Annotated in this window: 23 protein-coding genes; 2 read left to right on the top strand and 21 right to left on the bottom strand. The window is 60.6% G+C overall.

All coding sequences use genetic code 11. The features are described from left to right. Positions 1 to 13 precede the first annotated feature (13 nt). The 9 genes from ccmI to ccmA all read right to left on the bottom strand — a co-directional run bounded on the left by ccmI (position 14) and on the right by ccmA (position 6,957). A complete protein-coding gene (gene ccmI, locus LOY68_RS08585; protein WP_265044127.1) occupies positions 14 to 1,213 on the bottom strand; it encodes a c-type cytochrome biogenesis protein CcmI in 1,200 nt (399 codons plus the stop codon). After that, the gene (locus tag LOY68_RS08580; protein ID WP_054049393.1) at positions 1,210 to 1,680 is read right to left on the bottom strand and encodes a cytochrome c-type biogenesis protein; all 471 of its coding nucleotides are present in this window, start codon (positions 1,678 to 1,680) and stop codon (positions 1,210 to 1,212) included. Before LOY68_RS08580 ends, ccmI begins: the two co-directional genes overlap by 4 nt. Further along, positions 1,677 to 2,213 (bottom strand): DsbE family thiol:disulfide interchange protein, encoded by a 537-nt coding sequence (locus tag LOY68_RS08575; protein WP_054615743.1) that lies wholly within the window; start codon positions 2,211 to 2,213, stop codon positions 1,677 to 1,679. Before LOY68_RS08575 ends, LOY68_RS08580 begins: the two co-directional genes overlap by 4 nt. Next, positions 2,210 to 4,198 carry a heme lyase CcmF/NrfE family subunit gene (locus LOY68_RS08570; protein ID WP_054049389.1) on the bottom strand — a complete coding sequence of 663 codons (1,989 nt, stop codon included), beginning with the start codon at positions 4,196 to 4,198 and terminating at the stop codon, positions 2,210 to 2,212. The genes LOY68_RS08575 and LOY68_RS08570 overlap by 4 nt, the downstream gene beginning before the upstream one ends. 2 nt (positions 4,199 to 4,200) lie before the next feature. Next, on the bottom strand, positions 4,201 to 4,656 hold the full coding sequence (ccmE, locus tag LOY68_RS08565) for a cytochrome c maturation protein CcmE (RefSeq protein ID WP_054615744.1): 456 nt from the start codon (positions 4,654 to 4,656) through the stop codon (positions 4,201 to 4,203). Beyond that, positions 4,653 to 4,829: a heme exporter protein CcmD gene (gene ccmD / locus LOY68_RS08560; RefSeq protein WP_027922383.1), complete on the bottom strand. Its 177-nt coding sequence runs from the start codon at positions 4,827 to 4,829 to the stop codon at positions 4,653 to 4,655. Before ccmD ends, ccmE begins: the two co-directional genes overlap by 4 nt. Continuing rightward, positions 4,826 to 5,581 carry a heme ABC transporter permease gene (locus tag LOY68_RS08555; RefSeq protein WP_054049385.1) on the bottom strand — a complete coding sequence of 252 codons (756 nt, stop codon included), beginning with the start codon at positions 5,579 to 5,581 and terminating at the stop codon, positions 4,826 to 4,828. The genes ccmD and LOY68_RS08555 overlap by 4 nt, the downstream gene beginning before the upstream one ends. Before the next feature lie 75 nt (positions 5,582 to 5,656). After that, positions 5,657 to 6,325, bottom strand: a complete 669-nt coding sequence (ccmB, locus tag LOY68_RS08550; RefSeq protein WP_007980754.1) for a heme exporter protein CcmB — start codon at positions 6,323 to 6,325, stop codon at positions 5,657 to 5,659. Beyond that, the gene (gene ccmA, locus LOY68_RS08545) at positions 6,322 to 6,957 is read right to left on the bottom strand and encodes a cytochrome c biogenesis heme-transporting ATPase CcmA (RefSeq protein ID WP_163909080.1); all 636 of its coding nucleotides are present in this window, start codon (positions 6,955 to 6,957) and stop codon (positions 6,322 to 6,324) included. Before ccmA ends, ccmB begins: the two co-directional genes overlap by 4 nt. A 211-nt stretch (positions 6,958 to 7,168) precedes the next feature. On the opposite strand from ccmA, the gene LOY68_RS08540 reads away from it, so the two are divergent. Together LOY68_RS08540 and LOY68_RS08535 are read left to right on the top strand one after the other, a co-directional pair. Then, positions 7,169 to 8,734: a flagellar hook-length control protein FliK gene (locus LOY68_RS08540; RefSeq protein WP_265044126.1), complete on the top strand. Its 1,566-nt coding sequence runs from the start codon at positions 7,169 to 7,171 to the stop codon at positions 8,732 to 8,734. After that, positions 8,731 to 9,060, top strand: coding sequence for an EscU/YscU/HrcU family type III secretion system export apparatus switch protein (locus LOY68_RS08535; RefSeq protein WP_265044125.1), 330 nt, complete (start codon positions 8,731 to 8,733; stop codon positions 9,058 to 9,060). The genes LOY68_RS08540 and LOY68_RS08535 overlap by 4 nt, the downstream gene beginning before the upstream one ends. Positions 9,061 to 9,176: 116 nt before the next feature. Here the strand turns inward: LOY68_RS08535 and LOY68_RS08530 are convergent, their stop codons facing one another. From LOY68_RS08530 to fleN, 12 genes are all read right to left on the bottom strand, one after another. Continuing rightward, entirely contained in the window at positions 9,177 to 9,569 is a 393-nt protein-coding gene (locus tag LOY68_RS08530) for a DUF2802 domain-containing protein (protein ID WP_163909077.1), read from the bottom strand. Then, positions 9,570 to 10,055: a chemotaxis protein CheW gene (locus tag LOY68_RS08525; protein WP_008155806.1), complete on the bottom strand. Its 486-nt coding sequence runs from the start codon at positions 10,053 to 10,055 to the stop codon at positions 9,570 to 9,572. A gap of 88 nt (positions 10,056 to 10,143) precedes the next feature. Continuing rightward, a complete protein-coding gene (locus LOY68_RS08520) occupies positions 10,144 to 11,031 on the bottom strand; it encodes a CheW domain-containing protein (RefSeq protein ID WP_054049376.1) in 888 nt (295 codons plus the stop codon). Positions 11,032 to 11,146: 115 nt separating this feature from the next. Next, positions 11,147 to 11,935: a ParA family protein gene (locus LOY68_RS08515; protein ID WP_054049373.1), complete on the bottom strand. Its 789-nt coding sequence runs from the start codon at positions 11,933 to 11,935 to the stop codon at positions 11,147 to 11,149. Between the two features lie 43 nt (positions 11,936 to 11,978). After that, positions 11,979 to 12,869: a flagellar motor protein MotD gene (gene motD, locus LOY68_RS08510; RefSeq protein ID WP_054049371.1), complete on the bottom strand. Its 891-nt coding sequence runs from the start codon at positions 12,867 to 12,869 to the stop codon at positions 11,979 to 11,981. Between the two features lie 15 nt (positions 12,870 to 12,884). Beyond that, complete coding sequence (locus tag LOY68_RS08505) at positions 12,885 to 13,625, bottom strand: flagellar motor protein (protein WP_054049369.1); 741 nt, start codon at positions 13,623 to 13,625, stop codon at positions 12,885 to 12,887. Continuing rightward, positions 13,625 to 14,770, bottom strand: a complete 1,146-nt coding sequence (locus tag LOY68_RS08500; RefSeq protein WP_265044124.1) for a protein-glutamate methylesterase/protein-glutamine glutaminase — start codon at positions 14,768 to 14,770, stop codon at positions 13,625 to 13,627. Before LOY68_RS08500 ends, LOY68_RS08505 begins: the two co-directional genes overlap by 1 nt. 49 nt (positions 14,771 to 14,819) lie before the next feature. Next, on the bottom strand, positions 14,820 to 17,072 hold the full coding sequence (locus LOY68_RS08495; protein ID WP_265044123.1) for a chemotaxis protein CheA: 2,253 nt from the start codon (positions 17,070 to 17,072) through the stop codon (positions 14,820 to 14,822). Between the two features lie 53 nt (positions 17,073 to 17,125). Then, the gene (locus tag LOY68_RS08490) at positions 17,126 to 17,914 is read right to left on the bottom strand and encodes a protein phosphatase CheZ (RefSeq protein WP_054049363.1); all 789 of its coding nucleotides are present in this window, start codon (positions 17,912 to 17,914) and stop codon (positions 17,126 to 17,128) included. Positions 17,915 to 17,936: 22 nt separating this feature from the next. Beyond that, a complete protein-coding gene (locus LOY68_RS08485; protein ID WP_003183998.1) occupies positions 17,937 to 18,308 on the bottom strand; it encodes a chemotaxis response regulator CheY in 372 nt (123 codons plus the stop codon). A gap of 168 nt (positions 18,309 to 18,476) precedes the next feature. Beyond that, positions 18,477 to 19,217 carry an RNA polymerase sigma factor FliA gene (fliA, locus tag LOY68_RS08480; protein ID WP_054049361.1) on the bottom strand — a complete coding sequence of 247 codons (741 nt, stop codon included), beginning with the start codon at positions 19,215 to 19,217 and terminating at the stop codon, positions 18,477 to 18,479. Further along, on the bottom strand, positions 19,214 to 20,044 hold the full coding sequence (fleN, locus tag LOY68_RS08475) for a flagellar synthesis regulator FleN (protein ID WP_003222917.1): 831 nt from the start codon (positions 20,042 to 20,044) through the stop codon (positions 19,214 to 19,216). The genes fliA and fleN overlap by 4 nt, the downstream gene beginning before the upstream one ends. Positions 20,045 to 20,062 lie beyond the last annotated feature (18 nt).

Below are 20,062 nucleotides of genomic sequence, written 5' to 3'. Positions count from 1 at the left end.
TAGGCGCTTCCTGTTATTTATCCGGGCTGTCGATGGTCAGTTGCTGCTGCGCAGTGGTGCTGCTGGCCAGGGGCTGGCTGCGACCGATCCATTCGCCGGCAGTCGGTTGGCCGGCGCGGGAGATGCGCGCAACCAGTTGGACTTCAGGGAAGTTCGACAGTTTCAACTGCGGCATCATTGCATCGGCATCGCCCAGTTCGACGGTGGCCGGCAGGTCAGCCACGGTCAGGCGTTTGGCCGCCAATGGTGCCGGAGGACCGGAGGTGGCACGGGCGAAGATGAATACGCTGTCACCCGGTTGCACCTTGCCTTTCAGGTCGGCCGCCAGCTCCACACGCACCTTGAGCAACGCGCCCTTCACGGCTGGCGCCTGGACAACTTTGCCACCGCTGGCTTCGAGCTTCTCGGTGGCCCGCGCAATCCCGCCTTGCAGTGCGCCACGGGAATTGTCGTCCGGCGGCAGTTGCGCCAGCAGGCGATTCCAGTAGTCGATGGCGTCCTGATAGCGCTGGGCTTCAAACGCGGCGATGCCAAGCAGGCCAAGGCTGGTGACTTCTTTCGGATCGGCTTTCAGCGCTTCGTCAGTCAGGGCCTGGATCTTGTCCGACCACTTCTTGCCATCGGCGAAGTACTGGGCCTGAGCCCACTGGCCGAGCAGTTCCGGTTGGCGACCGGCAAGGTTCACCGTGCGCTCGAAAATCTTCGCTGCGTCAGCCGGACGATCCTGAGCCATGTACGTGCGACCGAGGAAGTACAAGCCTTCCGCCGAATCCGGCTGAGCCGCAACCGCACGCTCCAGGCGATGGGTCATTTCTTCCATCGACTGCGGTGCCTGGGAGAATTCCCGGGTCAGTTCGACTTTATCGCTAGCACCGAAATGCAGGTACAGGCCAAGGCCCAACACCGGCACCAGGATTGCGGCCAGCAACGGCAACGATTTACCCAGGCGGGACACGCGCGGCGCGGCAACGCCTTCGGTGTCGGCCAGCAACTCACGCGCCGCTTCGGCACGACCGCTGTCCATTTGCGCGGCGTCGAGCACGCCCTCTTCCTGCTGAGTCTGCAACTCAGCCACGCGCTCTTGATACAGCGCGACGTTCAGGGCAGTACGATCCTCTTCGAGTTGAGCGCGACGAACGCGCAAAACCGGGATCAACAGAAAACTCAGGGCAACCAGAAGTAGCAGACCTGCAGCGAGCCAGAAATCAATCATTCTTGGTTTTTTTCCAACAGGTGGTCGAGGCGCTCACGCTCCTCGGCAGAAAGCGTGTCCGGGGTGTCAGCGCGTTGCACGCGACGACGGCGGACGATCACGGCGATAACCACGAAGCCGCCCAGCAACAGGCCGGCGGGGCCGAACCAGAGCAAGGCTGTCTTGGCGTTCAGAGCGGGTTTGTAGCGGACGAAATCACCGTAGCGATCGACCATGAAATCGATGATCTGCTGGTTGTCCTTGCCCTCGCCGAGCATGCGGAAAATCTCTTTGCGCAGGTCGGCGGCAATCGGTGCGTTGGAATCGGCAATGTCCTGATTCTGGCACTTGGGGCAGCGCAGCTCTTTGGTCAGCTCGCGGAAACGCTCGCGGTCGCCTTCTTTGGCGAATTCGTAGGTATCGATGGCCGCGTGCGCCACGCCGGCCATGCTCAAGCCCAATACAGCGGCGGCGATCCAGCGCTTCATGGCTTGGCCTCGTCGACCAGCGCCTGATACTTGGCCGCCAGTTTTTCGCGCCAGACTTGCTCGTCGATCACGCCGACATACTTGTCGCGGATGATGCCCTTGGCGTCGATGAAGAAGGTTTCCGGCGCGCCGTACACACCGAGGTTCAGGCCCAGGGTGCCTTCGTCGTCGCGGATATCCAGTTGATACGGGTTATGGAATTCCACCAGCCACTTCAAGGCGTCGGCGTTGACGTCCTTGTAGTTGATGCCGTAGATCACCACGCCCTTCTCGGCCAGCTTGTTCAACACCGGGTGCTCGACCCGGCATGAAATGCACCAGGTGCCCCAGACGTTGACCAGCGCCGGTTTGCCGAGGATGTCGGCCTTGGTCAGGGTCTTGTCGCCCTGCACCGCTGGCAGGGAAAACTCCGGGAACGGCTTGCCGATCATCGCCGAAGGCAACTCGGCCGGGTCCAGGTACAACCCGCGATACAGGAAAACAGCCACCACCAGAAAAATCGCCAGTGGCAACAGCATCAACCAACGTCTCATGCAGTGGCTCCCGTCATGCCGAGCGCTTCACGCACGCGGCTTTTCACCTTGACTCGATAACGTCGATCCAGTGCCGCCAGCAACCCGCCGAAACCGGTGAGCAAGCCGCCGAACCAGATCCAGCGCACGAACGGTTTGACGTGCACGCGCACAGCCCAGGCGCCATCGCCCAGCGGTTCGCCGAGGGCGACGTAGATATCACGGGTGAAGCCGGCATCGATCCCGGCTTCGGTCATCACCGAGTTCTGCACGGTGTAGAGACGTTTTTCCGGGTGCAGCACGCTGACTTCCTTGCCGTCGCGGATGACCCGCACGGTGCCCTTGTCGGAGGTAAAGTTCGGCCCTTCGAAGTGCTTGGCGCCTTCGAAAATGAAGTGATAACCGGCCAGGTCCATGGACTCGCCCGGCGCCAGGCGCAAGTCGCGCTCGGCACTGTTCTGGCTCGACAACACGACCCCGAGGGCGCAAACGGCGATGCCCAAATGCGCAACCTGCATGCCCCAATAGCTGCGGGTCAGGCTCGGCAGGCCTTTGATCAGGCCTTTGTGGCGGGTCTTGTCGAGGATGTCGCGCACGCCGGCCAGCAACACCCACGCAGCGAGCATGAACGTCGCGATCACTGCCCAGTTGAAATCGCCGTAAGCGACGCCGGCCACCACGGCCAGCGCGGCGCTGCCGAGCAATACCGGGGTCAGCATGCCCACCAGCCATTTGACCGGCGTGTCTTTCCAGCGTACTAGCATGCCGACCGCCATCACCACCATCAGCAACGCCATCAACGGAATGAACAGCGCGTTGAAGTACGGCGGGCCGACGGACAGCTTGGCGCCGGTCATTGCATCAAGGATCAGCGGATACAGGGTACCGAGCAGGATCATCGACGCTGCCACCACCAGCACCAGGTTATTACCCAGCAACAGGGTTTCCCGGGACCAGAGGTTGAAGCCGACATGGCTCTTGACCACTGGCGCGCGCAGGGCGAACAGCGTCAGCGAACCGCCGACCACAAACAGCAGGAAGATCAGGATGAACACACCGCGCTCAGGATCGGAGGCAAACGCGTGCACCGAGGTCAACACGCCGGAACGCACGAGGAAGGTCCCGAGCAGGCTCAACGAGAACGCCGCGATGGCCAGCAACACGGTCCAGCTCTTGAACACGCCACGTTTTTCCGTAACGGCCAACGAGTGAATCAGCGCTGTGCCGACCAGCCAAGGCATGAAGGACGCGTTTTCCACCGGGTCCCAGAACCACCAGCCGCCCCAGCCGAGTTCGTAGTACGCCCACCATGAGCCCAAGGTGATGCCGATACCGAGGAAGGCCCAGGCGACGATGGTCCACGGACGCGACCAGCGTGCCCACGCGGCATCAAGTCGACCGCCCAGCAGCGCGGCAATGGCGAAGGCGAAAGCCACGGAGAAACCGACATAACCCATGTACAGCATCGGCGGATGCACGATCAGGCCGATGTCTTGCAGCAATGGATTGAGGTCGCGACCGTCCGCCGGGATCTGCGGCAGGATCCGCGCGAACGGGTTCGAGGTCAGGATCAGGAACATCAGGAAACCGGTGCTGATCATGCCCATCACCGCGAGGACGCGGGCGAGCATGACTTGCGGCAACTGCCGGGAGAACACCGACACCGCAAAGGTCCAGCCGCCGAGGATCAAGGCCCACAGCAGCAACGACCCTTCGTGGGCGCCCCACACTGCGCTGAACTTGTAGTACCACGGCAATGCGCTGTTGGAGTTGCTGGCCACATAAGCGACCGAGAAATCATCGGTCATGAAGGCGTAGGTCAGGCAACCGAAGGCAAACACCAAGAAGGCGAACTGCCCCCAGGCCGCCGGTTGCGCCAGGCTCATCCACAAACGATCGCCACGCCAGGCGCCCATTAGCGGGACCACGGCCTGAACCAGCGCGAAACACAACGCGAGAATCATGGCCAACTGGCCCAATTCGGGAATAAACAGTGCAGAGGTCATCATCAACCCTCCTTGGCTTGAGTAGGCGCCGACTGACCGCTGTCTTTCAGGGCCTTGGTCACTTCGGGCGGCATGTATTTCTCGTCGTGCTTGGCCAGCACTTCATCGGCCACCACCACGCCGTCAGCGTTGAGTTTGCCCAGGGCGACAATGCCCTGCCCTTCGCGGAACAGGTCCGGGAGGATGCCGCGATAGCTGATGGTCACGGATTTGTTGAAGTCGGTGACGATGAATTTCACGTCCAGGGAATCACCGGAGCGTTGCAGCGAGCCCTTCTCGACCATGCCGCCGGCGCGGATGCGCGTGTCTTGCGGCGCTTCGCCGTTGGCGATCTGGGTCGGGGTATAAAACAGATTGATGTTCTGCTGCAGGGCGCTCAGGGCCAGGCCGACGGCTGCGCCGACACCGACCAGGATCGCGAGAATGATGATAAGACGCTTTTTGCGCAGCGGATTCACTTGCCGTTCTCCCGGCGCAAACGACGCGCCTCTTGTTGCAGATACCGCTTGCGGGCCAGGATCGGCGCCGCCACGTTGAGGACCAGCACTGCCAGGCAGATGCCGTAGGCTGACCAGACATACAGGGCATGATGGCCCATGGCGAGGAAGTCGCCGAATGAAGCAAAACTCATCGAACGGCCTCCAGACTGTTCTGCACTTCAGCTTTAACCCAGCTCGCCCGGGCTTCGCGCTTGAGCACTTCAAGGCGCATGCGCAGCAACAGCACCGCGCCGAAGAAACAGTAGAAACCCAGCACCGTCAGCAGCAGCGGCAGCCACATCTCGGCAGGCATCGCCGGTTTTTCGGTGAGGGTGAACGTCGCGCCCTGGTGCAGGGTGTTCCACCACTCCACCGAGTACTTGATGATCGGGATGTTGATCACGCCGACAATCGCCAGCACCGCGCAGGCCTTGGCCGCGCTATCACGATTGCTGATGGCGTTGCCCAGTGCAATGAGACCGAAGTACAGGAACAGCAGAATAAGCATGGACGTAAGTCGCGCATCCCACACCCACCACGAGCCCCAGGTCGGTTTGCCCCAGATCGCGCCGGTGACCAGCGCCACGGCGGTCATCCAGGCACCAATCGGCGCCGCGCATTGCAGGGCGACGTCGGCCAGTTTCATCTTCCACACCAGCCCGACCACGCCGCACACCGCCAGCATCACATAGCAGGACTGGGCCAGCATGGCGGCCGGAACGTGGATATAGATGATGCGAAAGCTGTTGCCTTGCTGGTAGTCCGGTGGCGCAAAGGCCAGGCCCCAGACCACACCGACGCTAATCAGCAGCAACGCCGCGACGCTCAGCCACGGCAGCAGTTTGCCACTGATGCCATAAAACCATTTGGGTGAGCCGAGCTTATGAAACCAGGTCCAGTTCATTACTGTTTCCATCACGGTTGCTCTTCGCTGTGAAGAGCCAAGGGTCTTTACTGGTTAAATTTTAACCAGACCTCATTATTCGCCGACGCTGATCTTCAGGCCAGCAGCTATTGCAAAAGGTGTCAGGGTTATCGCCAGGGCGGTCAGGCTACCAAGCCACAAGAGATAACCGGTCGCCGGCATGCCTTGGAGTGCGGCCTGCAGGGCGCCACTGCCAAGAATCAACACCGGGATGTACAGCGGCAGAATCAGCAGCGCCAACAACAGACCGCCGCGTTTCAATCCGACCGTCAGGGCCGCGCCCACCGCACCGAGCAGGCTCAGCACCGGTGTACCCAGCAATAACGAAAGCAGCAACACCGGCAGACAAGCGGCAGGCAAACCGAGCATCAACGCCAGCAGTGGCGCGAGCAAAACCAGTGCCAGGCCGGAGAAGGCCCAGTGTGCCAGTACCTTGGCCAAAACCAGAAGAGCCAGGGGGTGCGGCGAAAGGACCCACTGTTCGAGCGATCCATCTTCGAAATCACTGCGGAAGAGCCCGTCCAGCGAGAGCAGGACCGATAAAAGTGCCGCCACCCAGACCAGTCCCGGAGACAAGGTTTGCAACAATTGAGACTCGGGTCCGACGGCCAGCGGGAACAACGACACCACGATGGCGAAGAATACCAGCGGATTGGCCAGCTCTGCCGGACGGCGAAACAACAAGCGAGCCTCACGGGCGACCAATAGGCCGAAAACACTCATACGGCCCAGTTCCCCAGATCAATGTCGCGATAGCCGGCCGGTATGCGGCTCAGTGTGTGGTGAGTGGTCAGAATCACCATGCCGCCCCGCTCGCAGTGGCCGGCCAGGTGTTCTTCGAGTTGCGCCACGCCCTGCTTATCGAGCGCGGTGAAAGGTTCGTCGAGGATCCACAGCGGTGGACTGTCGAGGTAAAGCCGTGCCAGCGCCACACGACGTTGCTGGCCGGCGGACAAGGTGTGGCAAGGCACATCCTCGAAACCGCGCAGCCCGACAGCGGCCAGGGCTTGCCAGATCGCTTCGTGGCTCGCCGGCTGGTGCAAGGCGCAGAGCCAGCTAAGGTTTTCTTCCGGGGTCAGCAAATCCTTGATCCCGGCGGCATGCCCGATCCACAGCAGGTTGCGCGCCAGTTCGCTGCGTTGCTCGTTCAGCGGCTGGCCATTGAGCAACACTTGACCGGCGGTCGGTTGCATCAACCCGGACAACAAGCGCAATAAACTGGTCTTGCCGCTGCCATTCGGCCCGCTGATCTGCACCATTTCGCCACTGGACAGTCTCAATTCGAGATTTTCGAAGAGCAGCCGAAGGTCTCGCTCACAGGCGAGGGCAACGGTTTGAAGGACTGGACTGGTCAAGAGATCACTGGGCCTTTACGTTTCAGGTCGGCGGTTCAAGTCGGCAGTGGCGCGGCCGCTAAAGAGATGCAGCATAGATGCATTGGCGGCCGGTTTTAGAGAGCTGCGTCAAAACAATTGCAATGTTTTCACCGCTCTCTCAAAGACGGGCGGCATTATACATGCCATGCCTTACTCTAAAGAGCGCATTTTCCGAAGGTTGTGACCGCGTATGACAGGCGAAATGAACATCCTCCCGGTCCCCCAGACCACGCAGACGGCCACGCGCCCGATGGTGGTCAGTGGCGACTTGCTCAAGCTGCTGACGCCGATGGAGGGCCTGATCAGCGCCGGCCAGACGGCCAGCGCCGAGGTGCTGTCGCTGAAGCAGTCGGATCAGACTTTTCAACTGTTGCTCAAGGTCACCGTCGATGGCGGCCGCCAGACCACGGTCCAGGCCACCAGCACGCAACCGCTGCCCACCGGCACCAACCTGGCGATTACTCAGCCGTCCGCCAGCAACCTGGCGATTACGGTGCAACAGGCGATTGCCTCCAGCGTCGCCACCCTCACCCGCATCGACACCGCGCAACTGCCGGTCGGCACGTTGCTGCAAGGCAAAGTGCTGACCTCGCAGGTATTGCCGCAGACGCCGGGGCAACCGACCGTTTTTCGTTCAATGGTGAGCCTGCTCAACACCGCGCTGAGCGGTAGCACCTTGACCATCGACAGCCCGCAACCGCTGCGCATCGGCACGTTGTTGAGCGCCTTGGTGCAGGACACGCAGACGTTGAAATTCCTGCCGCTGAGCAATCGCCAGGACCAGTTGGCGGTCTCGCAGCAACTGACCACCCAGCAGAGCCGCCAGGGTTCGCTGGACGGCTTGCTCAGCGCCTTGCAGAACCTGCCGCAGTCCGATGAGACCTCCGCCGACCTGCAAGCCGCGGTGAACAAATTGCTCGCTGGCCTTCCAGACGTGCAACAACTGAGTACACCCAAGGGCCTGGCCCTGGCGTTGGCCAACAGCGGCCTGTTCCTCGAAACGAAATTGCTGACCGGCCAGACCCCGACGCTGGCCCCGGACATGAAAGCCGACCTGCTCAAACTGATCGCGCAACTGACCCCGCCCAACACCAATCTCGGTGCCGTCATCGCCGCCAACACCCTGGCCCAGGCGATGCCGAGTTTTGTGCGCAGCGCGTTGGGCATGCTCGGCCAGGTCAGCGCCAAGCCGTCACCCACCAGTTTTCCGCTGCCCGACCGGCTGTTGCAGAGCCAGGACGGTGAAGGCGATCTTGAGCATTTATTGCGCCTGGCCGCTGCGGCGGTTTCGCGCCTGCAAAGCCATCAACTGTCGAGCCTGGAACAAACCGGCGTCACCGACGATGGCCGGCTGATGAGCACTTGGCAGCTGGAAATCCCGATGCGCAACCTGCAAGACATCGTGCCGTTGCAGGTCAAGTTCCAGCGCGAAGAAGCCCCGGAAAAACAGCAGCAAAACGAACGCCGCGAAGAGCGCGAACCGAAACAGCAACTGTGGCGAGTCGAGTTGGCGTTCGACATGGAACCCCTCGGCCCGCTGCAAGTTCAGGCGCAGCTGATACAGGGCAGTCTGTCCAGTCAGCTATGGGCCGAACGGCCGTACACCGCGAGCCTGATCGAAAGCAATCTGTCAGCCCTGCGCGAGCGCTTGCTGGCGTCCGGCCTGAACGTCGGCGATCTGGATTGCCACCTCGGCACACCTCCCCAAGGCGCGCAAACCCGCCTCGAACAACGCTGGGTCGACGAAACCGCATGAGAAACCCCAACGCCCCACGCCAGGCCATCGCCCTCAAATACGACGGCAGCCACGCCCCGACCCTCACCGCCAAGGGCGACGAAGAACTGGCTGAAGCCATTCTGAAGATTGCTCGCGAATGCGAAGTACCGATCTACGAAAACCCCGAGCTGGTGAGGCTGCTGGCGAAGATGGAGTTGGGGGACAGTATTCCGGAAGAGTTGTACCGCACGATTGCGGAGATTATTGCGTTTGCGTGGAACCTGAAGGGCAAGTTTCCTGAGGGACAGGATCCGAATGCGCCAATGGTCGAGAAGGATGTTACTGATCGCGGGGATGATTATTGATGTGTGTTGAATGCAAAAGATCGCAGCCTCGTTTCACTCGACAGCTCCTACATTGGGATTGCGTACACCCTGTAGGAGCTGTCGAGTAAAACGAGGCTGCGATCTTTTGATCTTTCTCAGTTCTTGTGCAACTTGCGCATCAACTCCGCCTCAGCCTGGGTCAACCCGCAAGACTGAGTCAGTTCATCAACGGTGGCGCCCATGCCCACCAATCGCGCCGCCTGGGCAAACGACAGGCTCGACGGGTCGCGTTGTTCCAGCTGCGCCAGTTTTTCCGGCAACGGCGAAACCACCGCGCGCAGTTCGTGCAGGTCTTCACCCATGCGCACATTGCCGCTCTGGTAATTGTCGACGCGCTTGGCCAGGTCCTTGATGCGCTGATCGCGCAGCGCATCACCCTCGGCCTGTTGCGCCGCGATCAGTCGCTGACCGCGGATGTACGCCAGGAACATCGCCAGCGTGCCTGCCCAAAACAGGAACAGGACAATGACAGCAACCTCAAGAATCAATCAGATGTTCTCCAGATCCGACCATTCTTCTTCGCTCATCATCTTGTCGAGTTCGACCAGGATGAGGAGTTCGTTGTTCTTGTTGCAGACGCCCTGAATGAACTTGGCGGATTCTTCGTTACCGACGTTCGGCGCGGTCTCGATTTCCGACTGACGCAGGTAAACCACTTCGGCGACGCTATCGACCATGATCCCGACGACTTGTTTGTCGGCTTCGATGATGACGATACGGGTGTTGTCGCTGATCTCGGCGTTCATCAGGCCGAAGCGCTGACGGGTGTCGATCACGGTGACCACATTGCCGCGCAGGTTGATGATGCCCAGCACGTAGCTCGGGGCACCCGGGACCGGGGCGATTTCGGTGTAACGCAGGACTTCCTGAACGCGCATCACGTTGATGCCGTAGGTTTCATTGTCCAGTTTGAAGGTTACCCATTGCAGGATCGGATCTTCAGAACCTTTTGCATTCGTCGCTTGATTACTCATACCCTGACCCCTCGAAAAACCGCTTCTGGCGGTGTGTGTTCTGTTGGCGGCGTTCAACAACGCCGTCGCATACTTGTTATGTCGGCAGCTATGTCGGTTTGTGTAGCGGCTTGCTGCTGCCCATGTGCTTTGCCCCGCCGCTGGCGATCAACTCGGCCAGTGCGGAAACGTCCAGCAATGCACACATGTGCTCAATCACCGTGCCGGCGAGCCATGGCCGCTGACCTCGGTGACTTCTCCATTTGATCTCGTTCGGGTCCAGGCGCAACGAGCGGCTGACCTGATGCACCGCCAGCCCCCACTCGTAGCCCTGCACCGAAATAACGTATTGCAGGCCCTGGCGGAAGTCATCGCGATAACGGTCCGGCATGACCCAGCGCGCGGTATCCAGCACCTTCAGGTTGCCGGCCTGGCTCGGCAGGATCCCGAGGAACCATTCCGGCTGACCGAACAACGGCGTCAGCTCGTGACCGGCCAGGGAATAAATCGAACCCAGGCACACCAGCGGCACGGCCAGGGTCAGCCCGGCGACATCGAACAGCAGGCATTCGAACGGCTCGGCGGCCCAGGACGGACGGCCATCGGTTTCCACCGGTGGCGGCGTGTTGCTCGGCGGCAAGTGGACTTCGACCACCGGCGGCACCAGGGCTTGCAGCAATGGTGCGATGGTCGAGACCGGCGCGAGGATCGGTGCCGGGGCTTCGATCACGGCGAGCGGTGCTTTCTCAACGACCGGCGCAACCACTGGCGCAGCCACGGCAGGCGCCGGGCGTGCATCACGCGCCTGTTCTTCGAGCACGGCCAACTGAAACTCGTCCAGCGCGGCTTCGACCTCGACCGTTTCAACGACCTCGATGACTTGCGCCACCGCTTCGACTTCCAGCGGCAACTCTTCAGTCGCCTCCATCAACAGGTTGTCCAGATAAGACTGGAGCGCCAATTGTGGACGCGAAGTGGTTTTTACCGGGCGGTTCATGCGCGCACCACCGTAGGAGCTGCCGAAGGCTGCGATCTTTTGGCGGATTCGAAGGTGTCCCAAAGCAAGATCAAAAGATCGCAGCCTGCGGCAGCTCCTACGGGGATTGGGTTCATCAGGCCACCGCCGGGACAAGTTGTGCGGTCAGCAGATGCTTGAGCAGTGCGCGATAGGCGAGAACGCCACGGCTCTTGCCGTCGAATTGCGAAGGCGTGACACCGGCGCGGCTCGCATCACGCAGGCGGGTATCCACCGGGATGTAGCCTTGCCAGATTTCTTCCGGGTACTTGTCGCGCAACACACGCAAAGTCCCGAGGGAGGCCTGGGTGCGGCGGTCGAACAACGTCGGGACGATAGTGAATGGCAACGCCTGTTTGCGTGAGCGGTTAATCATCGCCAAGGTGTTGACCATGCGTTCCAGGCCTTTGACGGCCAAGTGCTCGGTCTGCACCGGGATCACCAACTGCTGGCTCGCGGCCAGGGCGTTGACCATCAACAAGCCAAGCAGCGGCGGGCTGTCGATCACCGCGTAATCGAAGTCTTGCCACAATTGCGCCAGACTCTTGGCGATCACCAGGCCCAGGCCACTCTGGCCCGGCGACTGACGCTCAAGGGTCGCCAGCGCGGTGCTCGACGGCAGCAGGGAAATATTTTCGTGACTGGTGGGCATCAACAACTGGCCGGGCAAGCCCTGGGGCACGCTGCCCTTGTGCAGGAACAGGTCGTAGCTGCTGTGTTCCAGGCTGTCGGGGTCGTAGCCGAAATAGCTGGTCATCGAGCCATGCGGGTCAAGGTCCACCATGACCACGCGCTTGCCCGCCTCGGCCAGTAACCCGGCTAAAGCGATAGAGGAAGTGGTTTTACCAACACCACCCTTTTGATTGGCAACTGCCCAGACTCTCATTCGGATTGTTCCTCCCGGTCGATCAGCTCGACCGAGAAATAGCTCAATGTGTTAATGCGGGTGACGGAGAATTGACGGCGCTCTCTCGTCCCGGCGACTTGACCGGGGTCGGTGCAGTTTGTGTGCCAGCACGCTTCAACGCGGCATCCGGTTTCGCATTCGCGGTTCCGGTGCCCGTCAGGCTGCGGCGTACATCGAGATTTCGCGAAACAACCAGTACCACCCGACGGTTGCGCGCACGGCCTTCAGCAGTGGCGTTATTGGCCACAGGCTGGAACTCACCGTAGCCCACCGACGCCAGGCGCCCGGGGTTCACACCCTGCATCGCCAGCATGCGCACGATGCTTGCCGAACGGGCCGAGGACAGTTCCCAGTTGGTCGGATACTGCGAAGTGCGGATCGGTTGATCGTCGGTAAAGCCTTCGACGTGGATCGGGTTGTCGAACGGTTTCAGGATCCCCGCGACCTTGTCGATGATGTTGAACGCCATGTCGCTGGGCATCGCATCGCCGCTGGTGAACAACAGGCTGGAGTTGAGTTCAATCTCGACCCACAACTCGTTGCCGCGCACGGTCATCTGATTGGATTTGATCAAGTCGCCGAACGCGGCGCTGATGTCATCGGCAATGCTTTTCAAAGGATCGCTGGCACCGGAGATACCGGCGTCAACCTGCTCACTGTCCTTGACCAGCGGCTTGGCCGGGGTCACGGTCACCGGCCGTTCTTCACCGATCGGGATCGGCTTGAGCGCGCGGTCCGAGTCAGTGAACACGCCGATCAACGCTTCCGAGATGACTTTGTACTTGCCCTCGTTGATCGAGGAGATCGAGTACATCACCACGAAAAAGGCGAAGAGCAAGGTGATGAAGTCGGCGTAGGAAACCAGCCAACGTTCATGGTTTACATGTTCTTCAGGTTGCCGGCGACGAGCCATATTCCGTTACTCCCATCAATCCATGAAGCCCTGAAGCTTCAACTCAATAGAGCGAGGGTTTTCACCTTCGGCGATCGACAGAATCCCTTCCAACAACATTTCGCGATAACGCGACTGGCGCAACGCGATGGACTTGAGCTTGGCCGCGACCGGCAGCAACACCAGGTTGGCACTGGCCACGCCGTAGATGGTCGCGACGAATGCCACGGCAATGCCGCTGCCCAGTTGCGATGGATCGGCCAGGTTGCCCATGACATGGATCAGGCCCATGACCGCACCGATGATGCCGATGGTCGGCGCGTAGCCGCCCATGCTTTCAAAGACTTTGGCGGCTTCGATGTCGCGGCTTTCCTGGGTGTAGAAATCCACTTCCAGGATGCTGCGAATCGCTTCCGGCTCGGCGCCGTCCACCAGCAATTGCAAGCCTTTGCGCGAGTAGTTGTCCGGTTCGGCGTCAGCTACCCCTTCCAGACCGAGCAGGCCTTCCTTGCGCGCGGTAAGGCTCCAGTTCACTACACGATCGACGCCACCGGCCAGATCCACACGCGGTGGAAACAGAATCCAGGCAAGGATCTGCATGGCGCGCTTGAATGCGCTCATCGGCGATTGCAACAGCGCCGCACCGACGGTCCCACCGATCACGATCAACGCCGCCGGGCCGTTAGCCAATGCGCCGAGGTGACCGCCTTCAAGGTAGTTGCCGCCAATGATGGCGACGAACGCCATGATGATCCCGATAAGGCTCAGTACATCCATCAGATACAAGCCTCGACCAGGTGCTTGCCAATGTCGTCCAGGCTGTAAATCGCGTCCGCGAGGTCAGCTTTGACGATGGCCATCGGCATGCCGTAGATCACGCAACTGGCTTCATCCTGAGCCCAGATCGCACTGCCGCCCTGCTTGAGCAGGCGCGCGCCTTCACGACCGTCGGCGCCCATGCCGGTCAACACGACCGCCAGAACTTTGTCACCGTAGGATTTGGCCGCCGAACCGAACGTGATGTCCACGCACGGCTTGTAGTTCAGACGCTCGTCGCCCGGCAGGATTTTCACCGCGCCACGGCCATCGATCATCATTTGCTTGCCACCCGGCGCCAGCAGCGCCAGGCCAGGACGCAGGATGTCGCCATCCTCGGCTTCCTTGACGTTGATGCGGCACAGCTTGTCGAGGCGTTCGGCGAAGGCCTTGGTGAAGGCTGCCGGCATGTGCTGGATCAGCACGATTGGCGCCGGGAAGTTGGCCGGCAATTGGGTCAAGACCCGTTGCAGCGCAACCGGGCCGCCGGTGGACGTACCGATGGCCACAAGCTTGTAGGCTTTGCGTTTCGGTGCTGGCGACGACGGGCCGGTAGACGCTGGCGCACGGGTCGGCAAAGGTGCCGGAGCCGGACGCGCGGGCGCACTGCTGCCATACGTGCTGCCGTAGCTGCTGGTGCTCGAAGGCGTCGGTGCAGGCGCGGCCACCGGGGCTGGGGCCGGGGCACTGTAGGTATTGGCGCGACGGTTACTGCGCGAAATGCTCAGGATCTTTTCGCACAGCAGTTGCTTGACCTTCTCCGGGTTGCGGGAGATGTCTTCGAAATTCTTCGGCAGGAAGTCCACCGCACCGGCATCCAGCGCATCCAGGGTGACCCGGGCGCCTTCGTGCGTCAGCGAGGAGAACATCAAGACCGGAGTCGGGCAGCGCTGCATGATGTGCCGCACCGCCGTGATGCCATCCATCATCGGCATCTCGTAGTCCATGGTGATCACGTCTGGCTTGAGGGCCAGCGCCTGATCAATCGCCTCTTTTCCGTTGGTTGCCGTACCGACAACCTGGATGTTCGGATCCGCTGAAAGAATTTCCGAGACGCGGCGGCGGAAAAACCCCGAATCGTCCACCACCAGGACTTTGACTACCATAAACACTCCGTTAGACGCAGCGGGGCGTTGTCGCCCCGCTGCGGCAGAATCAAATACGCCGTGCGGCGTAACGCTTGAGCATGCTCGGGACATCGAGAATCAGCGCGATGCGGCCGTCACCCGTGATGGTGGCGCCGGACATGCCCGGGGTTCCCTGGAGCATTTTGCCCAATGGCTTGATGACCACTTCTTCCTGGCCCACCAGTTGATCGACGACAAAGCCGATCCGCTGGGTGCCCACCGAAAGGATCACCACATGGCCCTCGCGCTGCTCTTCATGAGCGGCGGAGCTGACCAGCCAGCGTTTGAGGTAGAACAAGGGCAGTGCCTTGTCCCGCACGATCACCACTTCCTGGCCGTCCACCACGTTGGTGCGCGACAGGTCGAGGTGGAAGATCTCGTTGACGTTCACCAGCGGGAACGCAAACGCCTGGTTGCCGAGCATGACCATCAGCGTCGGCATGATCGCCAGGGTCAATGGCACCTTGATGACGATCTTCGAGCCTTTGCCCTTGGTCGAGTAGATATTGATGGTGCCGTTGAGCTGGGCGATTTTGGTTTTCACCACGTCCATGCCCACGCCACGACCCGACACATCGGAGATCTCGGTTTTGGTCGAGAAACCCGGTGCGAAAATCAGGTTGAAGCAGTCCGACTCGCTGAGACGGTCCGCCGCATCCTTGTCCATCAAACCTTTCTTGACCGCGATACCGCGCAGAACATCGGCATCCATGCCCTTGCCGTCATCAGAGATGGACAGCAGGATGTGGTCGCCTTCCTGTTCGGCAGACAGAATCACCTTGCCGCTGCGAGGCTTGCCCATCGCTTCGCGTTCGCTCGGCTCTTCGATACCGTGGTCGACCGAGTTGCGCACCAAGTGGACCAGCGGGTCGGCCAGGGCCTCGACGAGGTTCTTGTCGAGGTCGGTTTCTTCGCCGACCAGCTCCAGGTTGATCTCTTTCTTGAGCTGGCGAGCCAGGTCGCGAACCAGGCGCGGGAAGCGCCCGAAGACTTTCTTGATCGGTTGCATCCGGGTCTTCATGACCGCGGTTTGCAGGTCGGCCGTGACCACGTCGAGGTTCGACACAGCCTTGGACATGGCTTCGTCGCCGCTGTTGAGGCCCAGACGGACCAAGCGGTTACGCACCAATACCAGTTCGCCGACCATGTTCATGATTTCGTCGAGACGCGCGGTATCAACCCGCACGGTGGTCTCGGCTTCACTGGCCGGTTTTTCCGCTGGCGGTGCAGACGGCGCGGCGCGAGCCGGTGCCGGTGCAGCCGCGGCTGCCGGTTTCGGCGCTTCAGCTTTAGGCTCGGGCGCTTTGGCCGCCGGTTTCGCGGCAGCCGCAGGTGCCTTGGCGGCAGGCGCTGTCACCACAGTGCCGGTGCCGACTTCGGTGAACTTGCCTTTGCCGTGCAATTCGTCGAGCAACGATTCGAATTCGTGATCGGAGATCAGATCACCGCCGGCCGCTTTAGCGGTAGGCGCAGCCGGGACCGGTGCCGAAGCAATCGCCGATTCCAGCGCATCCACGGCAAAGTTGCCCTTGCCGTGCAATTGATCGAGCAGTGCTTCGAATTCGTCGTCGGTAATGTCCGAGCTGTCGCCGGCCGCTTTTGGGGCTGCTGGAGCTGCTGGTGCAGCAGGCGCTGCCACCGCATCGACCGCGAACTGGCCTTTGCCGTGCAACTGATCGAGCAACGACTCGAACTCGGCGTCGGTGATTTCGTCGCTGGCCGCGGCATTGCTGCTCGGCGCTGGCGCAGCTACCGGGGCTTCGGCCTGGGCCTTGACGGCGTTCAGCGAGTCCAGCAGTTGTTCGAATTCGTTATCGGTAATGTCGCCCGACTCGCTTTCCGCGGCCGGTTCTTCCACCGCTTCGGCAACCGGAGCTGCTTCATCGGCGGTTTGCGGCTCGGCCAGACGGGCCAGTGCCGCAAGCAATTCTGGAGTAGCAGCCGTGATCGGGCTGCGTTCGCGGACTTCGGTGAACATGCCGTTCACCGCATCCAGCGCTTCGAGAACCACGTCCATCAGTTCCGAGTCGACGCGTCGTTCACCCTTGCGCAGGATGTCGAACACGTTCTCGGCGATGTGACAGCACTCCACCAGCTCATTGAGCTGGAGGAAGCCGGCGCCCCCTTTTACAGTGTGAAAACCGCGAAAAATTGCATTGAGCAAGTCCGCATCATCTGGTCGGCTTTCCAGCTCGACCAGCTGTTCGGACAGTTGCTCTAGAATCTCGCCGGCCTCAACCAGGAAATCCTGAAGGATCTCTTCATCGGCGCCGAAGCTCATTAAGGGGGTGCTCCCAAGGTCTAAAAACCTAAAAAACCTAAAATGCTAAAACTCTAAAATCCTAGGCTGGATAACAAATCGTCCACATCGTCCTGACCGGACACAACGTCTTCTCTTTTATCGGCATGAATCTGCGGACCTTCACCCTGAGAGAGATGTTTTTGCGGATCTTTTTCAGCAAGCATCGCTTCACGGTCATGTTCGATACCCGCAAAGCGGTCTACCTGGCTGGCCATGAGCACGAGCTTGAGCAGGTTGCTTTCAACTTCGGTGACCAATTGGGTCACGCGCTTGATCACTTGACCGGTGAGGTCCTGGTAATCCTGAGCCAGCAGAATGTCGTTCAGGTTGCTCGACACCACGCGATTTTCTTCGCTGCTGCGCGTCAGGAAACCGTCGACCCGCCGGGCCAGTTCACGGAACTCTTCAGCCCCAACTTCGCGACGCATGAAGCGTCCCCAGTCAGTGCTCAATGCCTGGGCTTCCTGGCTCAGGCCATTGACCAGCGGCGTGGCGTTTTCCACCAGGTCCATGGTGCGGTTGGCAGCGGCCTCGGTCAGCTTGACCACATAACCCAGACGCTCGGTGGCATCCGTGATCTGCGAGACTTCCTCGGCTTGCGGCATGTTCGGGTCAATCTGGAAATTGACGATCGCGCTATGCAGCTCACGAGTGAGCTTGCCCACTTCCTGATACAGGCCGCGGTCACGGGTCTGGTTGAGCTCATGGATCAGTTGCACAGCGTCGCCGAACCTGCCCTTTTCAAGGCTTTCGACCAGTTCGACCGCATGTTTTTTCAGGGTCGATTCAAAATCGCCCTGTGAAGATTCGTTATGCTCCATAGCTCCCCCGTGGCGCAGTTGCTCAACCGATGCGTTCGAAAATCTTTTCGATTTTTTCTTTCAACGCCTGGGCCGTGAAGGGTTTGACCACATAGCCGTTAACACCGGCCTGGGCCGCTTCGATGATCTGCTCGCGCTTGGCTTCAGCGGTCACCATCAGCACTGGCAAGTGCTTGAGTTTTTCATCGGCGCGCACGTGGCGCAGCAGGTCGATGCCGGTCATGCCAGGCATGTTCCAGTCTGTTACCAGAAAGTCGATGCTGCCGCTGTTGAGAACCGGAATGGCAGTGGTGCCATCGTCAGCCTCGACCGTGTTGGTGAACCCAAGGTCACGCAACAGGTTTTTAATGATCCGCCGCATCGTTGAGAAGTCATCAACGATGAGGATTTTCATGTTCTTGTCCAATTCGACCTCCAAGCAGTCTTAAACGCGCCCAGCACCTGGACGCGCCATTTCAATCAATCCGGCAAAGCACTCAAATGACTGTCTGGAGCACAACAGATCGAGACCGCTGCAGTTCAACACCACACCAGCCTCGTTCGCAGTGTCCCCACACTGCCTTCAGCGCGCTCGCCACTCCCCCAAACGCCCCCGCAAGCGGGCCGCGCACTGGCTGTGTAACTGGCTGACACGCGATTCGCTGACACCCAGGACCTCACCGATTTCCTTGAGGTTCAGCTCTTCGTCGTAGTACAGCGCCAACACCAGTCGCTCACGCTCCGGCAAATTGGCAATCGCGTCCGCCAATGCAGCCTGGAAACGTTCATCTTCCAGATCGCGCGACGGCTCCATATGAGCACTGGCGCCATCCTCGTGCAGCCCTTCGTGTTCGCCGTCCTGCAACAGGTCGTCGAAACTGAACAGGCGGCTGCCCAAGGTATCGTTCAAAATCCCGTAATAATCGTCGAGACTCAATTGGAGTTCGGCCGCAACCTCGTGATCTTTAGCGTCACGGCCGGTTTTAGCTTCAATCGAGCGAATTGCGTCGCTGACCATACGGGTATTGCGGTGGACCGAACGTGGTGCCCAGTCCCCCTTGCGTACTTCATCGAGCATCGCGCCACGGATTCGAATGCCCGCGTACGTTTCGAAACTCGCGCCTTTGCTGGCGTCATATTTGGTCGACACTTCAAGCAGGCCAATCATCCCGGCCTGGATCAGGTCTTCCACCTGGACACTGGCCGGCAAACGCGCCAGCAAGTGGTAAGCAATGCGTTTAACCAGTGGCGCATAACGCTCGATCAGCTCGTATTGCGAATCACGCGCCGATTTCTTGTAGAGGTTGTAGCCACTGGCTGTCATAGGACGGGTCCTGCGGTCTGTTGCACGAGACGCTCGACGAAAAATTCCAGGTGCCCGCGCGGGTTGGCCGGCAGCGGCCAGGTGTCGACTTTCTGGGCAATCGCCTTGAAGGCCAGGGCGCACTTGGAGCGCGGGAAGGCTTCGTAGACAGCACGTTGCTTCTGCACGGCCTTGCGCACGCTTTCGTCATAAGGCACAGCACCGACGTATTGTAAGGCGACGTCGAGGAAGCGGTCCGTGACCTTGGTCAACTTGGCGAACAGGTTGCGACCTTCTTGCGGGCTCTGGGCCATGTTGGCCAGGACGCGGAAGCGGTTCATGCCGTAGTCGCGGTTGAGCAATTTGATCAGGGCGTAGGCATCGGTAATCGACGTCGGCTCGTCACACACCACCAGCAACACTTCCTGGGCTGCGCGAACAAAACTGACTACCGAGTCACCAATACCCGCAGCAGTGTCGATCACCAATACGTCGAGGTTGTCGCCGATATCGCTGAAAGCCTGGATCAGGCCGGCGTGTTGGGCCGGGCTCAGATGCACCATGCTCTGAGTGCCGGACGCGGCCGGCACGATGCGAATACCGCCCGGGCCTTGCAACAGAACGTCGCGCAGCTCGCAGCGGCCTTCGATCACGTCGGCCAGGGTACGTTTGGGCGTCAGTCCCAGCAGAACGTCGACGTTCGCCAGACCCAGATCGGCGTCCAGCAGCATGACGCGCCGGCCAAGCTCTGCTAGAGCCAGGGACAAGTTCACTGACACGTTAGTCTTCCCGACGCCACCTTTGCCGCCGGTCACCGCGATCACCTGTACGGGATGCATGCTGCCCATGTTATTTCTTTACCTTGT

The organism is Pseudomonas sp. B21-053 (assembly GCF_026016365.1).
GTDB lineage: Bacteria > Pseudomonadota > Gammaproteobacteria > Pseudomonadales > Pseudomonadaceae > Aquipseudomonas > Aquipseudomonas nunensis.
Note: the sequence above shows the minus strand (reverse complement) of the source record. Positions and strands in the feature narration are given on the sequence as shown.

Bases quoted from the DNA above. Each gene is read 5' to 3' on its own strand.
- ccmI (WP_265044127.1), bottom strand. From the start codon at position 1,213: ATGATTGATTTCTGGCTCGCTGCAGGTCTGCTACTTCTGGTTGCCCTG.
- fliA (WP_054049361.1), bottom strand. From the start codon at position 19,217: ATGACAGCCAGTGGCTACAACCTCTACAAGAAATCGGCGCGTGATTCG.
- LOY68_RS08575 (WP_054615743.1), bottom strand. From the start codon at position 2,213: ATGAGACGTTGGTTGATGCTGTTGCCACTGGCGATTTTTCTGGTGGTG.
- LOY68_RS08490 (WP_054049363.1), bottom strand. From the start codon at position 17,914: ATGGAGCATAACGAATCTTCACAGGGCGATTTTGAATCGACCCTGAAA.
- LOY68_RS08580 (WP_054049393.1), bottom strand. From the start codon at position 1,680: ATGAAGCGCTGGATCGCCGCCGCTGTATTGGGCTTGAGCATGGCCGGC.
- LOY68_RS08495 (WP_265044123.1), bottom strand. From the start codon at position 17,072: ATGAGCTTCGGCGCCGATGAAGAGATCCTTCAGGATTTCCTGGTTGAG.
- LOY68_RS08520 (WP_054049376.1), bottom strand. From the start codon at position 11,031: ATGAACCGCCCGGTAAAAACCACTTCGCGTCCACAATTGGCGCTCCAG.
- LOY68_RS08535 (WP_265044125.1), top strand. From the start codon at position 8,731: ATGAGAAACCCCAACGCCCCACGCCAGGCCATCGCCCTCAAATACGAC.
- ccmD (WP_027922383.1), bottom strand. From the start codon at position 4,829: ATGAGTTTTGCTTCATTCGGCGACTTCCTCGCCATGGGCCATCATGCC.
- LOY68_RS08500 (WP_265044124.1), bottom strand. From the start codon at position 14,770: ATGGTAGTCAAAGTCCTGGTGGTGGACGATTCGGGGTTTTTCCGCCGC.
- LOY68_RS08555 (WP_054049385.1), bottom strand. From the start codon at position 5,581: ATGAACTGGACCTGGTTTCATAAGCTCGGCTCACCCAAATGGTTTTAT.
- LOY68_RS08515 (WP_054049373.1), bottom strand. From the start codon at position 11,935: ATGAGAGTCTGGGCAGTTGCCAATCAAAAGGGTGGTGTTGGTAAAACC.
- LOY68_RS08525 (WP_008155806.1), bottom strand. From the start codon at position 10,055: ATGAGTAATCAAGCGACGAATGCAAAAGGTTCTGAAGATCCGATCCTG.
- motD (WP_054049371.1), bottom strand. From the start codon at position 12,869: ATGGCTCGTCGCCGGCAACCTGAAGAACATGTAAACCATGAACGTTGG.
- LOY68_RS08485 (WP_003183998.1), bottom strand. From the start codon at position 18,308: ATGAAAATCCTCATCGTTGATGACTTCTCAACGATGCGGCGGATCATT.
- ccmB (WP_007980754.1), bottom strand. From the start codon at position 6,325: ATGAGTGTTTTCGGCCTATTGGTCGCCCGTGAGGCTCGCTTGTTGTTT.
- LOY68_RS08505 (WP_054049369.1), bottom strand. From the start codon at position 13,625: ATGGATGTACTGAGCCTTATCGGGATCATCATGGCGTTCGTCGCCATC.
- LOY68_RS08540 (WP_265044126.1), top strand. From the start codon at position 7,169: ATGACAGGCGAAATGAACATCCTCCCGGTCCCCCAGACCACGCAGACG.
- LOY68_RS08570 (WP_054049389.1), bottom strand. From the start codon at position 4,198: ATGACCTCTGCACTGTTTATTCCCGAATTGGGCCAGTTGGCCATGATT.
- fleN (WP_003222917.1), bottom strand. From the start codon at position 20,044: ATGGGCAGCATGCATCCCGTACAGGTGATCGCGGTGACCGGCGGCAAA.